Here is a 15793-nt window from a genome sequence, read left to right on the forward strand (position 1 = left end):
TTAATTAGTTAGCCTGAAAAATTGATTTTACATAAGTGGTGTTCGCGCTGAAATTCCACTTCACGTTACGCGGGTCTTTGGCATCGCGCGATCGTTCAATCACCAACCAACCCGACCAGCCCATTTTATCTAAAGTGGCTTTTACATGCTCCATGTTGATCTTAGGATCGTTTTGCAGCCAAACGCCATCGTCATTGGTGCAATGGATTTGAATAATGTTGGTTTTACCCAACGTTTTTAACTCCTTATCCAGATCGCGACCGTTTCTGATAGCGTTTTCAAAATTGAAATAGCTTTTGATAGCCGGCGAGCCTATATCTTTCAAGAGCTGCAACTCGCCTTTGGCATCTAATGCAGTTTCGATACCGATCACCACACCAGCTTTTTCGGCTATCTTGCCAACCTCTTTCAGGCGGGAAACTATGGCCCCGCGCAATTCGGGAAACTTCACCAGGTCGCCTTTTATGCCCATGGGCAAAAAGCCAACTTTAACACCCATTTGCTTCATGGTGTTGATGCAATCGGTAACGGCTTTAATTGCGGTTGGCCGTTCGGCAAATGATTGAGCGAAGAAGCCGGTCATTCCCATAGATGGGATTTCGAGATTCAGCTCTTTGGCCTTGCTCAGAAACACTTTTCTGATCGAATCATTGGCCAACTGGTTATCAAAAGTTTCCCGGTCGCCAAGCCCCCCCATATCAACTTCAACCCCATCGGCACCGATGTCTTTAGCCAACTGAAAGGCACCCAGCTTTTGCCGTTTAAGGATCATCAAATCAACCACCGCAACTTTATAGCGTTGCTTTGACGCGGTTTGCGCAGTAGATGGTGCCCCCAAAGCACATACCATTAGACCTATCCAAAAACCTGATATCAACCTGTATTTCATATCTTATTTTTTTATTGACTGCGCAAATACTTTCTCTAACTGATCAAAACCTTTTATAGCGTTGGCGGGGAGTTTTTCACCTTTATCGCCAAATACATACATAGCAGGCTCTTTTTCAATGGTCACCTTTTTATCATCGAAGCTGCCGCCGCTGTCTTTGATCTTATTAAGATCTAACCGGAAATTCTTTGCTACGAAAGCGTACAATGCAGCCCTTTTTGACGGGCCGAAATCATGCCCCTCGTTGGGTAGGTGTACATTCTCTACCTTATCGGCAACCCCGTAATAACCGTACATTTTTTGGAGGTAAGGAAAATCATGTTCAGGCATATTGGCTGTCCAATCCTGCCCGTCCGAGATCAGCAGCTGGGGCCGGGGCGCTGCCATAGCCGCCAGTTCTACATTGTCGGTTCCGTTGCCGCATTGGTGGATAGGCATACCGCTTTCGCAAGGGCATCCCCCATAAAAATAAGATGACACCGACACCACCGGGGCGCTCAATTTGATCCGGTCATCCAGGGCTGTCATTAAAACGGTATGACTGCCGCCACCCGAACCGCCGCTGATGCCTACCCGTTCCGGGTCGGTTTCTTTAAGCGAAACGACATAATCCAGGATCCTGATAGCACCAAGCGCCTGGATGGTTTGCGCCAGGCTACGGCGATGATCTTCGTCTTTAAACTGCAGCAAGGATTCGCCCCAGGCAAAAAGATCGTAACTGTAGGCCATCGCTCCCATCCGCGCCAGTGATGCGCAACGGATCTGGCAATCGGCACGGTAGCGTTGATGCTCCCAATGCCCGTCCGGACTTAGTATCACAGGTATTTTACCTCTAATTTTCAGCGGTTTATACAGCGAACCATTGATGTACAAACCCGGTAATATTTCAATGGCGATATTCTCAACGGTATACCCATCAAACGTTCTTTTTAGAGTAATGATTGGTTTTGACGCAGGTTTGGCAGGCAAAGGCGATAGTTCTAAAGCTTTGTAAAGCTCCGGCTTCAGCATGGCCTTCCGCTGTTCCCAGGTATCACGGTCGTGGTATTGAGCGGCTATCCTGTCAAGCTCCTTCCAGCCATCGCTTACCGCCCAGCGGAAGTATTCATATTCTTTGAGCTTATACCTGCCGGGAGCCTCTTTATTCACTTTCAGATCGAGCGGGGTGAGGATATTGGCCAGTGAGGTATCCACATTGGGCCTGAAACGCCATTGCGCGTAGTTAACCCATTTACCATCAACCTGGGCAGCTGTGTATTTGATCTTTACGTGGTATTTGTCCTGCACCTCATCAAGCACCTCCTTCAGGGTTTTCCTGTACATGGCATCTGTAGTTTGCTGCGCGTGGGTGGCAAAGCACATTGCTGTGAGGCAGGTTACCAATATGTAGATCAGTTTTTTCATGGTTTTATTTTTTGTAGAGACGCATCACATGCGTCTCCCGTGGGTTGTTATTCAACAGTTGCTTGTCCTGAAGGAGACGCATGTGATGCGTCTCTACATTTGCAAAATCAAGGTCATGCTGGACTCGTTTCAGCACCCCACTCGCCAAGTCACTATGCTAAGCAAATCGACTACCTGTCCTGTGAGGTGCCGAAACAAGTTCGGCATGACGCTTTTTTGTCCATCAGGGTCTCTTTCCTCCTTACAAATCCTTCGTCTCCCCAACCGGCACGGGCGGCGTATACCCCTCTACCTTAGGCCAAATGCCATCCTTTATCTCTTTCAACTCCAACTTTGATGGATCAATAACCACATGCTTTATCTTTTGCCGGCGCCAGGTGTAAACCACATGCACCATTCCATCCGAAGTTTGAATTACCGATGGATAAGAATACTGGCTAACAGGCGAATCTTCAAGGATCAAAGCCGCATACCACGTAATGCCATCTTTGGAAACTGCCACATTCAAAGGCGTGCGAGCACCTTTTGCGAGGTTTCCTGGCGGCAAAACATGGTTGTAAACCAATAGCTGCCGGTCATCTTTTAGTGTCATAGCGTCGGTACCGGAATTGTTATTAGGCAGACTGGTCTTCTCCAAAGGCGACCATGTTTGTCCGCCATCCTTAGACCAGGTGCTTAATATCGCCCGGTTCTGGCTGCGGCAAAGCGCCTGCAGCCTGCCATCCTTGTAAGTTAAAATACTCGGTTGTATAGCTTTCAAATCTTTGCCATCGCTGATTGGGCCTATCATTGTCCAGTTTTCCCCAAAATCTTTGGTGGCTTCAAAATGAACCTGCCAGGCCTTACCTTCGGTACTTACCGGGCTCAACAGCGTGCCGTTTTTAAGCAATACCGGTTTGTTTTTGATAGGGCCTAAAAACCCTTCGGGCAAAGCCTTCTGCTCCGACCAGGTGATGCCGCCATCTTTAGATGTTTTTACAAAACCTTTCCATTTTGCCGGGCTTGGGCCTATTTTATAATAAAGCTGCAATTCGCCTTTGGGCACCTGGTACAATACCGGGTTCCAGCAGGCATAGCGTAAAGTATCATTCTGGATGCCGTTTGCTACGTTAATACCCTCGGTCCATTTGCCGTTAACAAAACGGCTTACCCAGATACAAACATCGGGGTTACGCTCCTTAGTACCGCCAAACCATGAGGCTACAAGGCCGGTCGGTGTTTCGGCTATAGTCGCCGCGTGGCACTCGGGGTATGGTGCTTTATCGTATATAAACTCGTCCTTCACAATGCCCTTACGCCAGGGATTTTGGGCAAAGGCATTGATCATGAATAAGCAGCTTACCGCACCGGTAAACAAAATCTTTTTTAACATCATAACATTATTTTTGAGTGACTGCCTTATCCTTTGCGGCTTTATCAGCAGCCTTTTTCGCGATGATGGCTTTGGTATAATCGCCGTATAATTTGTGCCAGTTACGGCCGTTGCTGTTGAGGTATTGCTCGTTTTTGGTTTTGTAGATCTCGAATATGGCCGATACCTGTTTGATATTTTTAAAATCGACTGCCTGTTCGCGGGCTTGCTTCAGGTTGGCGAGGATCGCGGCCTCTTCAACCGGTGTCAGGTCGGGGATAATCGATTTATAACCGGCTAAGGTGAAAGCCACTTTGCCGATGGTGTATTTATCAAGCAACGCTTCAACCTGCTCTTCGGTCAGGTCATTTCGCAAACCGGTCATCAGGTTTTCATGTACCGATTTTGGCAGCGATGAATTAACGATGATCTGCCTGTCCATGGTGCTCAAAGTTTTACCCGTAGCCGGATCAATACCTGCCGGAACGGATTCATACGAATGGGTATTGTTCCAATCGCGGATGGCTTTGAGGTGGTTTGCTATCACATTTTTTACGCGAGTAGCCTTTGCGGTATCAGTAAGCGATAATGAGGCAACCCAATCAGTCGCTTTCTTATCAACCTCAGCGTCGGCTTTGGCCTGGGCTTCGGGAGATGGAGCTGCTTTAGTTACCTGTTGCTCCTGGGCTTTCAAGGTGCCCGACAGTGCTAATAAGGCTATTAGCATAGCACCCGCCACGTTTAATTTTTTCATATCAATGTTGCTTTAATATTTTACTTCAAAATCATAATCGCCCGAACCTATGCTGAGTACCGCTCTCCCGTTCTCCATTTTCACTTGTTTAATATCTTTTATGGCGGATACTTTCTTCCCGCCCTCGGTTACTTCATCCATATTTTTTGATGGCACATAAACCAGCGCCGAACTGTTTGGCGGTACGGTAACATGCCAGTTAAAACTGCCCTTTGTATTGGTATAACTGCTTTTTACAAGGCCATAGGCTGTTTGGTACGAAGCATTAACACTGTCCAGCCCTTTGATAATTGCCGGTTGCATCACCAGTTGCTTAAAGCCGGCGTTAACCGTTTTTATCCCGGCTACGTCCTGATAAAACCAGGCAATCAGATCGCCCAGCAGCATAATGTGATTACGTGAATTCATAGCCGGATTGGCAGTATCGCCATTCCATAATTCCCAGATGGTAGTAGCGCCCCTCTCGGCCATATAGCCCCAGCTTGGGTAAGTGGTATTAGATGCAATTTTCCAGGCCAGATCGGGGCGGCCAAACTCCGTAAGCCCACGCATAAGCCATTGGGTACCAATTACGCCGGTACTGATATGATTATGTGCCTCGTTGATCTTAGCTACTATATTTTTGAATACCGCTTGTTTATTTGCAGGTGGTGTGATCCCAAAATATAACGGCAGCAGGTTGGCTGTTACTGTATTGTTGCTGTATTTCAATGTGGTTTCATCAAAATATTTATCATTAAATGCTTTAGCTATATTTTGCTTCATGCTGGCAAAAAACTGTGCATCAGCAGGTTTGTGCAGTATTGTCGCGAACTTTTCCATTAGTCCTGACAAGTGATAATAATAGGCCGTAGCAATCAGTTGTCCATCGGTATTCAATGATGAATCTTTGGCGTGGATCAGTTCAAGTGATTCCGGCGGCACACACCAATCACCATATTTATCTTTGGTAACGATGGTGTTTTTCATGTACTTAACCCGCATATAGTCCATCCATTTTTTCATGGAGGCATAATGCTTTTCAATAGGCGCTTTATCGGCAAACTGGCGGAAAAGCATATCAGCCACCAGGATATAGGTACCGGGCCAGGTCATGTTGTCGCTGTAATAGTTCCAGTAAGCGGGCGCAACGTCCGGGATAGCGCCATCCGGCGTTTGCGATTGCGCGATATCATCCAGCCATTTGGCGTAGAAATTACCGTTGGCAAACACAAAACTTTCGCCAAGCGAACCCACAGCCCTATCACCAAGCCAGGGCATCCGTTCGTTACGCTGCGGGCAATCTACGGGCATACCTTTGTAATTGCTCAGGATTCCCCAATACGCATTGTGATATATCTTATTGACGATGCCGTTAGATGTTTCAAAATGGCCAATAGTTGGTAAGGCATCGTAAACCACCTGCCCTTCAAAATCGGCTAATTCAGGCTTACCGGGATACCCGCTGATCTCTACATACCTGAAACCGTGGTACACAAATACCGGGTGCCAGGTTTCTTCTGCCCCGCCTTTCAGGGTATACACATCGGTTACTTTGGCATCGCGAAGGTTAGCTACGTAAAGTTCATTGTTGGGCTGAAGGGTTTCTGCATAACGGAGTGTTACTTTATCGCCGCGGTTTCCTTTTACACGCACCAGCAACCAGCCTGCCATGTTTTGCCCCATATCCAAAACCCACGTATCTTTTTTAAGCTGACTGATGCTAACAGGTTTAACGATATCCATCACCCTGATCGGCTCATTCATCTGCGCGTCGAGCTTTCCACCGGGAGCCTGCACCAGTTCCGCTTTAAGCCATTGGCTGTCGTCAAAATCTGCATTGTTCCATCCCGGAAATTCTTTGGTGGCATCGTATTCCTCACCGTCATATTCGTTATTGGTGCGGATAGGGCCATCAGCGGTAAAATGCCAACTGTTATCGCTTATGATAGTTTGCTTTGTTCCATCGGTATATTCCACCTCCAGTTGAAGCAGCATTTTTGGGAAACCAAATTCCTTGATCTTTTTAGGCTTGTATTTTGGCCGCATGGTAAAATAACGGCCGTTACCCAATACCGTTCCGATAGCATTATTGCCCTGTTTCAGATACCCGGTAACATCAAACGTGTTGTACTTAACCGATTGGGTATAGTCGGTAGGTGCTTCGGCCAAAACCTGGTCGCCTATGATCTGGCCATTAACATATAGCTCGTAATGACCCAAGCCAACTATGTAGGCCGTGGCATGCTTGATGGCCTTATTCAAACTAAACCCTCGGCGATAATACCGGCCCGAAAGGCGCGAAAACTTGGAAACACTATCCCAGGCAAATCCACGATCACAACCTATCCATTTGGCTTTCCAGTCGGCTGGATTTAAAAGTCCAACACTCCATTTAGCGGGTTTACTCCAAGCGCTTCCACCGTTGTTTGTCCAAACCCTTACTTTCCAGTAACATACCGTACGACTCACCAGGGGCTTGCCCGCATAACTGATCATGATGGATTCAGCAGAATTTACTTTGCGAGAATCCCACAGATCACCCTGCCCGACTGTTAGCTTTTCGGGAGTTGAGGCTACTAAAATTTGATAGGCCATCTGGTTGGTATTCCGTGCATCGCTGGTGATTTGCCAGCTTAAGCGTGGTTTATTGGTGCCGATGCCTAAAGGGTTATTCTGCATTTCGCATTTCAAGTTTTGCAAACCGATGTGGGCATCCGCATAGCAATTGCCCAGGCAGGTTAACATAACCACTACAGCCAAACCGATATGTGCAAGCAACCTTCTCATCGATTATTTACCCGAAAAGTCGAAATACAGGTTCAGCGAAAGCGCGTCTTCTATATTCCTGTCGTAATTAAAATATTGGTTCTTTTGTCCGCCCGGGCCCAGCTTTTCAGGCTTTTGCGATTTGGTGCCGATGGGCGTGATACCATGCATAAACGAGATATCGCCCGAAGGGAAAGCTGGGGCCGTATTGTAAACCTTTGCAGGGTTTGTCGGCGTGAACAGACGCATAAAAACATCCCGGCTATTGCATACAATAGTTACAGGTTGCCCCGTGGTTTCCAGTTTCATCCAGTACAGGTTGGAGTAATAGCCTTTAAACTCAGGATAAACAACCTTGCCCTGCCCGGTTATGGTATTGTTGTAGGTTTTATCCCATACACCCAGCGAAGTACCCTTCATCCTGTTTTTCCATACCCGGTAAGGGCCATCGCCCATGTAGGTAACGCCTTTAATCTCTTTTTCGGGGAAGGAGAAATTAACACCCATCAGTGTAGCATCCTCGCCAATTGGCCAGTATTTAACATCAAGCTGCACCCAGCCCGATGGATAGATAGTCCATTTCAGTAAAGGTTCTGATTTTTTGGGTGGGAATACCGCTTCAACTACCAGGTTATCGCCTTCGTAATGATAGCTGAGTTTTTCAAAACCTGTTTGATCCTGCCCTTCAACCAAAACAGGGCCGTTGTTAAAAGGAATATCACCTTTAGCATTTTTCACACTAACCAATATGCCCGAATTACGGTTAAACGCCAGTTCGATCCCGTTGCCGGTTTTTACTTTATACAGCGAATCTGTTTCGGTAATTACAGCTTTACTTCCGTCTTTTTTTGTGATGATACGGTTGGTGATTTGATCATGATTGCTTACCGGGAAACTCCAGGTAAACAGTTCGTGCTTGTTTACATCAAAAGCCGATATATAAAGCACATCATAGCTTTGCCAGTCCTTTGGTAATTGTAATTGCAGGTTTCCATACTGTCCGGGCGCAACATCCGGCGACGCAATAGCCCCGGTTTTACTTGTTGATCTGGCGTCGTTTAGCGTAGCCAACTTATAGCTGAATGTGCATTGTTTAAGGTTAGTATAGGCGTACCTGTTCTCTAAACGCAAAATGCCGTTAAACTCGGGAGTTATTTCACGGGGTTCGAGGTAAACCGGGCTCCAGATTTCTTTAATAGCATAGTAGCTGCCTTCTTTTTCATGATATGGGCCTACTATACCATCGGGACCGTGGTCGCCATCACTGTCAAGGTCTCCATTTTTATCGGTGCGAACTACGGCCTCATCAGCAAAATCCCAGATAAAACCACCCGCCGAAATTGGGGTATGCCACATCTGTTTCCAGAAATCATCCAGTCCGGCACCGCCGCCGCCATCATAAAGACCGTGTAAAAACTCGGTCGGGAAAAATACGTCGTGTCCATTTATACCTGTATTGGTACCGTAGTCATAATTGATATAATGCTGCGTATTTGTTCCGCGAAAGATCCCCCAGGGATGAATCAACGGGCGTTTTTGAAGATCCAGCTCATCAAACCAATGATCGAGGTTAAAGTTAAAGCCACCTTCGTTGCCGTTATCCCATATCACGATAGAGGGATGATTGATATCTTTTTCGATTAGTTCTTTGGTCAATTTCGATCCTACCACATCATCATATGCATGGTGCCAGCCGGTGAGCTCATCCAATACAAACAGACCTAATGAATCGCACACGTCCAGGAAATGATCATCGGGCGGATAATGCGACATACGCACGGCGTTCATGTTCATATCTTTCATGAGCTGAACATCTTCGATGCTTACTTTTTTACTTAACGCCCTGCCTGTAGTTGGCCAGAAAGAATGGCGGTTTACGCCTTTAAACTTGATCTTGACGTTATTTACATAAATGCCGTCATGCTCCCGCAACTCAACCGTGCGGAAGCCGATGCGTTGTTTTACGGCATGAACAGGCTTGCCATTTTCATTCAGAGTAAACACCACATTATACAGGTTAGGAAACTCCGGCGACCATAATTTTGGCGAGGCGATGTGAGTATTGATATTAGCAACGGTATCACCCGCGTTAACTTTTACAGAAAAAGGAGCGCCAAACTTCTGCCCTGCCAATGTATATACTTGTCCTGTCACCGTGCCGCTTTTTACAGATGCCAGTTTCAACTGTGCTTTTAAATTACCATTGGCTTTGGCATCAATAGCATAATAGCTGATGTGCGATTTAGGGGCAGCTTCCAGAAATACCGGTCTGAAAATTCCGCCGAAGATCCAGAAATCGCCTTTGCGTTCGGCCGCGTTTACCGATGCATTGGCCGAATGTTTAGATACTGTTACCTCCAACAAGTTTGATTTTCCGTAGTTGAGCAAAGCGCTTACATCGTATTTAAAACGATAAAATGATCCCTGGTGAATTGCTCCGGCCGATTTGCCATTTAGTTTCACTTCGGTATCGGTCATCGAGCCATCAAAAACAATATTGATAGCCTTACCCTGCCATGATGCGGGCACCTTAAATTCGTATTTATATAACCCTTGCTCCTTACCTTTTAAACTATCTTTTGCAAGCCCGTAATTGTATTTGCCAAAGCCCTGAAACTCCCAGTTTGATGGCACCGGAATGGTAGTCCATTTACCTGAATTGTTGCCCGCGGTGCAATAAAACTGCCAGTTCACGGTATGGTCGCTCCCTGTACCCGACAGGAATAACTTTTGCGTTTCCTGGCCATGGCTTACCGACCAGTTAATAACAAACAGCAAAGCAATCCATATTTTAAAGCAGGCAGATCTCATTAGTATATTCAGTTAGCAGTTAAAGTAAATTTCAAAGGGTTATCTGTGCGGAAAGGGGCAGCAGGCAAACCATCTTTGTTATAAAAATTGGGTTGTGCCGATTCCGACCAGGCAAAGCGTGCGGTTACGGGTTTGGCAACCGACATGGCTAATACTTCAACCGTATTTCCTTTTATTGTGGCTGTGGCCACAGCAAAATTTCCGTCGGCGCCGGCAATGGTGAAATCAGTAAGCGGTTTACCATCATGGCTCACCAAGCCAGCACCCACATGATCAAACTCAAGAATGATCTTGTTGTCGCTTATCTTCATGCTTTTATATACCGGGCCCGAAAAAACGACTGTTTTTTTGTAGGTGTTAGCAAGCGCCTGCAGCTCAAGCCTCCTGCCTATTTCCCATTTAAATGGCGGATGGATATTTTTAAGATCATCGTTTAAATCGGTAGTGATGATCATGCCTGTATGCGGAATTTGCAGTGCGGCGGCTTGCGCCTCACGAAATTCGGGCTCGGTAAATTGCGTATAGGTTACGGGGCCTTTTCCCTGGGTATAGTAATACGGTGCTATCTGTACATAGTAAAACGGCAATGTTTTATCGCCCCAGAGCTTGCGCCAGTTATTGATCAGCGCCTCCATTTTGTAAGTGTAGCTGATGGTTTCACCTAAAAAACAGCCACTTTCGCCCTGGTACCATAAAAAACCTTTCAGCGCGTACGGCGCAACAGGCTCAATCATTTTGGCATAAAATTTACCCGGATCGCCGTCAATTTTAATATTATTGGCTTTGAAATAAGGGATAGCATCAAAACTTTCCTGCGATACCCAGGGCTCGATCCTACTACCGCTTACTGCCGATGAAATAATGCCCACCGGCACTTTCAGATCATGCTGCAGGTTTTTAGCGAAGAAATATCCCGCCGCCGAAAATGCCCTCAAAGCCGAATCTTCGGCCACGCTCCATCCCGAATGGGTTGAATCGGGCTTTAACAAATTTTTCTGCGTAACCAGGAAGATCCTGATCTGCGGGTTATGCGCGCGGTCCAGTTCATCAACCGGCGAATTTGCCGTGCTTGTATCCGGCTTTTTCACCTTGCTGTTCTTGCGCATTTCGTATTGCATGTTTGATTGGCCGGAGCAAAGCCACACCTCGCCCACCAGTATATTTTGCAGTTGGATAGTGTTTTTACCCAATATGGTTAGCGTTACCGGTTTGGCAGAGGCCGGCATCGCGTCAAGCTTTATCATCCATTTGCCCGCCGCATCAGCTGTAGTTGTTTTGGTTTGCTTATTGAACTTTACCGTTACCTTTTCGCCCGGCGAGGCTGTGCCCCAAACAGGTACGGGAGCATTACGCTGCAATACCATATTGTTGCCCAAAACTTTAGGTAAAACTACCTGCGCCCCGGCAATCCCGGAACTTAGCAGGCAGACCGTTAACCAACAATATTTTATCAGGCGCGGTATCATTAGTAATTACTTGTTTTAAATGATTTGATGTAGAAAACAGCTTGCTTTGCTGCTTCACCAGCGTTTGGCCGGTCGAAGTCCTGATCGGTAGGTGTATCGGCATCCGGGAACCTTCTGATATCCCCCGTACGGAATACAACCCGATTTACGCTTAGCACCGGCGCGAAAAACAGGCCGGTAAGTACATCCTTTCCGTTCACATTCACCGTGTAAAAGCGGGTATCCGTATTGAGCCTGATGACTACGTGATATTGCGTACCACCATCATACTTCATAAAGTTTTTATTGCGGTACCCAGCCTTGGTCCTGAACTGTCCCGCCGAATCAAGCGTAAGCCTGATGGCAGCAGTACCTTTTTCATCCTGAAATTCAATGTCCAGCATACCTGCGTTGTTTTGCCCTGCAGTGATGGTGAAATCGGTCATTAATTTTTTAGAAACAGGCACAACACGTTCTGCTTTGGCAAAATCAAATGGATCGCTGTCTTTCAGGGTTAACGCGCGCTCACCATCAGGCGACTTGTCGATACTTGCTGGCGCCCACTGCGGACTGTAAGTATTCCATTTCTCCAGTTCTTTACCGGAAGGTAATTCGTTAAAAACCTCGTTGGCGTGCGTATCCGCTTTTTCGGTGATCGGCACGGGGATGGATGATACCCAGATATCCTCCTTGTTCATGCTGTAGGTTACCCAAAGCTTACCATCTGGCGGGGCTCCGTTCCCTTCCTCAATACCGCGCGTATATTGCGGACCGTATGATTTATAAGCCCCACCGTAACGCATGGTGGTTATCTCGCCATTAACCAGTAGTAGATTAGTATAATCTAATCCATCCTTACTAACGGATAAAGCCAGCGGCCAGCGGAACTCCGAGGGATTGTAAACCGTAGCGTATTTGCCGTCGGATGTGCGTTGTCCCCAGATCTTGGCATTGGCGGTTACAAAACGTGGTGCGCGGGCAGCATTAGCAGGCCATGTTTTGCCATTATCTGTGCTGATGGCGGTAAGCGCGTATTTCCATAAACCAACCACGCGTCCGTCGGGCAGGTGGTAGAAGTTAAATGCCTTATAATCCTTATGCAGCGGAATCAAAGGATCTTTCCTGTCGGTTTCCTCAACCCATTGCATCATCATTAGCGGGTTGGCCATCAACTCATCGCAGGCCTGTACAAAACCTTTGTCCTTACTGGTTTTGTAAAAGGGATATGAGGTATTCTTTTCGTTCCATTTGGGGTTGTAGTGAATAAAATAGACCGGCCCAAATTTGCCGTTTGGAAAAACTTCACGCACTACGCGGCCAACACCCAAACCATCGTTAGGGTCATCATGACCATCCAAACAAATGCCATAAAAACCAAGCACCAGCAGGCGTTTTGATTTGGATGTATAAAAACCCATACGCTGGTGCATTACCGAATACAGGTCTTTAGCCACACCGGGATGCCCTTCTTTGGTGGTGCCATCAGGTATTTTATACTGAGGAAAAACTACAGTAGGCTTTGACCAGGTTTCGCCATCTTTTGAGGTCATGAGCAGGGTTTGGCCCGGTGGCACGCTTTCGCCTACCTTATCGCTCAGGTATTCTACATAAAAAGTATTGTTCCAGTAGGCCAGCATGGGCGCATGGTTATAGGTAAAACCAAACCCATCGGCCAGTTCCGGATGTTCGCGGTTGGCCCTGAAGATCTGTTTGCTATGCACGCCTATCACCGGAGTTAACTGTCCGTGATGATAATCAACATTGGCAACCGTATTGCCGCTGTAATGCACGGTGTCCTGTGCATTGGCAACGCAGGCCATCGATATAAAAAACAATATGCTGATGAACTTATTCATGTTTAGCTGCTTTGGTTTGCCCGGCGGCCTGTAAAAGCTGCGCAAGCTGTTTTTTGGTAACCTTAAATATGGTGCCATGCTTATGCCCTTCCGGTACGCTTACGCTGTCGGCCAGGTCGGTAAAAGTTTTAAAGTCGGTTGTGCGCATAGCGCCATATCTTTTTAATCGGTACGAATCGTAATAGATCAACCAGCTATTGCCCGCTTTGGTCATGCTCGGGCCTTCGCTGAAGGGCTCGGTAAATCTTGGGATATAGTTATTATATGGCCCCAGGGGATTATTGCTGAACGCTACAAGAATATTGCGGTTAGGCCGGGTATTATCCTTCATCACCAGCGCGTAATCATTTTTGGCCCGCTTTACAATTTCGGCGTCGATTACACTAAAACCCGGATCAAGGAAGAGCTTTGAGGGACTGAAGGTTTTAAAATCTTTGGTTGTGGTGTAGTAAAGGCGGTGATTATTATTTTCATCCTCCTGCCCTTTTGAAAAGCGGAACGGTACAGTTGAAGCCCAAACGATAATGAAATACTTATTACCCTCATCATAAAACAACTCCGGTGCCCAGGCATTCACCGCGGTGGGCTCGTTGGCCATCACTTCAATATGCTCTTCTGCCGACCAGTGAATCAGGTCCTTTGAACTGGCATAACCAATACCTTTATCGTTTTTCCAGCCGGTTGTCCATACCAGGTGATAAACTCCCTCGGGGCCCTGAGCTATGGATGGGTCGCGCATGATTTTGGCGTCGCCAACTTCCGGTTTAATGAAAATATGATCGATGGCATTCCAGTGATAAGCATCATTGCTGTATAAAAAGCGTAAACCTTCATTAGCAGGCTCATGAAACGATGTAAAAAGGTACACGCTTTTACTGGCCTTGCATGAAAACATCAACGCAATTGCAAATAGTAAGCTGATATGTTTAATCGCCCTTTTCATTTATATCGCGTCTATGATAAGCACCCAGTCGTTACCGTTTGATACTTTACCGGGCGGTTTAAATTTTATTGTTTTAGCTTTCGCGAAGGTGCCAATAGCTGTAGTTTGCCCGTTGCGCGGGTTATACCATGATGCTTTTAGTTTTGTGCCTTCCAGTTTATCAGCATTGATATTGATCTCACGACCGGTGTAGGTATACACAAAAGCATAATTTTTACCATGGGTAGCTATCAGCCTGTTATATTTTTCGCCATTGTTACCCGCTATTAATGATTGATCGGGTACCCGATCAAAATATGGGCGCGACAGCATTAGCTTCTTCAGATAAACCATCTGCTTAGCCCCCGGATCATTAACTGAATTATACCAATACCCTTTTGAACCGTACGCACTGCCTTTATCAGTTGGCTTGTGCATTTGCATCACATCATTATCGCCATAAGTATATCCGCAAGCCCCGGCAAAAACCGACCAGTAACCGTAGCGTCTTACATCGGCGGCAGTCCAGCGGGGTAGCTTGATGTCATGCAGACCATAAGGGATCTTTTCATAGGATGGTTCGGCATCAAGCGTTGGTTTTGCAGGCGATAGATTGTAATCCGTTTGCACATAGCGCCAATTGTCCTCGCCATATTTCAGATCTTTTTTTGAGGTATCCTGCGCATAGGTACGATGGCCGGATTGGAAGCAATTGAAATCTAACCAGTCTTGATTATGAAACCATTTTGATGATTGCGTGCGGCCACGTGGGTGGTAAGTTACCAGGTGTGTTCCGTCCTGATCATGCAGCGTGTTACCTATGGCATTCCAGGTTTTTAATGAATCTGAACCAGCAATATCGCCACCATTCATCCAGATCACATTCGGCCGGTCGCGATATCTTTTGGCCAAAAATCCAGTATACGTTTTTGCTTTATCAGCACCAATATGGCTTTCCTTCACAACCGATCCCCAAACAGGAACCAAGGCAACGTACAAACCTTTTTCGGCAGCTTTGGTGATAATCCAGTCAATATGATCCCAGTAGTCATATTCGTTTCCTTTACCAAAGTTATTGCCGGGAGTTGTTTTTGGTTGAGCGATATTTTTATTACTTAGCGCGGAATCCCCGTAGGCATTGGTTTCTTTAATGCTGTGCACTACCATCACCTGTATCACGTTAAAGCCCTGTTTTGAGCGAGTATCAAGATACTGTTCTGCTTCTTCTCTTTTCAGTTTGGAGAATAACAACCAGCCTGTATCACCCAGCCAAAAAAACGGCTTATCACGGGCCATAAAATAGCGGTGATTGGTGGATATGCTTAAACGTGGCATTTCCTCGTTGCTTTTAAAGGCAAAAAGCAAACAGGCTATAGCGATTAGTATGGTAGATTTTTTAAGCATAGTATAGTAACATTTATAAGTTCCCCTCTTGAGAGGGGGCGCGTTGGGTTGAGCATTGGCAGGGGTGTGTTTCGCACACGTTTATTATCACTTTGTTAACACACCCCTTCGCCCCCCCCCCCAAGAGGGGAATCGCGCTGTCCGCCGCTTTTTTAATCCCTTTATTTTCATTATCGCCAGTTCAAGCGCCCTTCGCTTGAACTATACCC

At 46.5% G+C, this 15793-nt stretch carries 10 protein-coding genes; all 10 read right to left on the minus strand.

The window, feature by feature from the left end:
• Positions 1–4 precede the first annotated feature (4 nt).
• The 10 genes from EAH55_RS19855 to EAH55_RS19900 all read right to left on the minus strand — a co-directional run bounded on the left by EAH55_RS19855 (position 5) and on the right by EAH55_RS19900 (position 15584).
• Positions 5–889 carry a sugar phosphate isomerase/epimerase family protein gene (locus EAH55_RS19855; protein ID WP_121811190.1) on the minus strand — a complete coding sequence of 295 codons (885 nt, stop codon included), beginning with the start codon at positions 887–889 and terminating at the stop codon, positions 5–7.
• A 3-nt stretch (positions 890–892) separates the two neighbouring features.
• Positions 893–2293, minus strand: a complete 1401-nt coding sequence (locus EAH55_RS19860; RefSeq protein ID WP_121811191.1) for an alpha/beta hydrolase family protein — start codon at positions 2291–2293, stop codon at positions 893–895.
• A gap of 241 nt (positions 2294–2534) precedes the next feature.
• Positions 2535–3668, minus strand: coding sequence for a sialidase family protein (locus EAH55_RS19865; protein WP_121811192.1), 1134 nt, complete (start codon positions 3666–3668; stop codon positions 2535–2537).
• Positions 3669–3672: 4 nt separating this feature from the next.
• Positions 3673–4398 (minus strand): DUF3826 domain-containing protein, encoded by a 726-nt coding sequence (locus tag EAH55_RS19870; protein ID WP_244228263.1) that lies wholly within the window; start codon positions 4396–4398, stop codon positions 3673–3675.
• Positions 4399–4410: 12 nt separating this feature from the next.
• Positions 4411–7167 (minus strand): alpha-L-rhamnosidase, encoded by a 2757-nt coding sequence (locus tag EAH55_RS19875; RefSeq protein ID WP_121811193.1) that lies wholly within the window; start codon positions 7165–7167, stop codon positions 4411–4413.
• Positions 7168–7170: 3 nt separating this feature from the next.
• Complete coding sequence (locus EAH55_RS19880) at positions 7171–9957, minus strand: glycoside hydrolase family 2 protein (RefSeq protein ID WP_121811194.1); 2787 nt, start codon at positions 9955–9957, stop codon at positions 7171–7173.
• An 8-nt stretch (positions 9958–9965) separates the two neighbouring features.
• Positions 9966–11423, minus strand: a complete 1458-nt coding sequence (locus EAH55_RS19885) for a sialate O-acetylesterase (RefSeq protein WP_244228265.1) — start codon at positions 11421–11423, stop codon at positions 9966–9968.
• On the minus strand, positions 11423–13258 hold the full coding sequence (locus EAH55_RS19890; protein WP_121811195.1) for a sialidase/neuraminidase family protein: 1836 nt from the start codon (positions 13256–13258) through the stop codon (positions 11423–11425). Before EAH55_RS19890 ends, EAH55_RS19885 begins: the two co-directional genes overlap by 1 nt.
• Positions 13251–14201, minus strand: coding sequence for a glycoside hydrolase family 43 protein (locus tag EAH55_RS19895; RefSeq protein WP_121811196.1), 951 nt, complete (start codon positions 14199–14201; stop codon positions 13251–13253). Before EAH55_RS19895 ends, EAH55_RS19890 begins: the two co-directional genes overlap by 8 nt.
• Positions 14202–15584 (minus strand): glycoside hydrolase family 140 protein, encoded by a 1383-nt coding sequence (locus EAH55_RS19900; protein WP_121811197.1) that lies wholly within the window; start codon positions 15582–15584, stop codon positions 14202–14204.
• Positions 15585–15793: the final 209 nt, after the last annotated feature.

This window comes from Mucilaginibacter kameinonensis, assembly GCF_003675385.1.
GTDB classification, from domain to species: Bacteria; Bacteroidota; Bacteroidia; order Sphingobacteriales; family Sphingobacteriaceae; genus Mucilaginibacter; species Mucilaginibacter kameinonensis.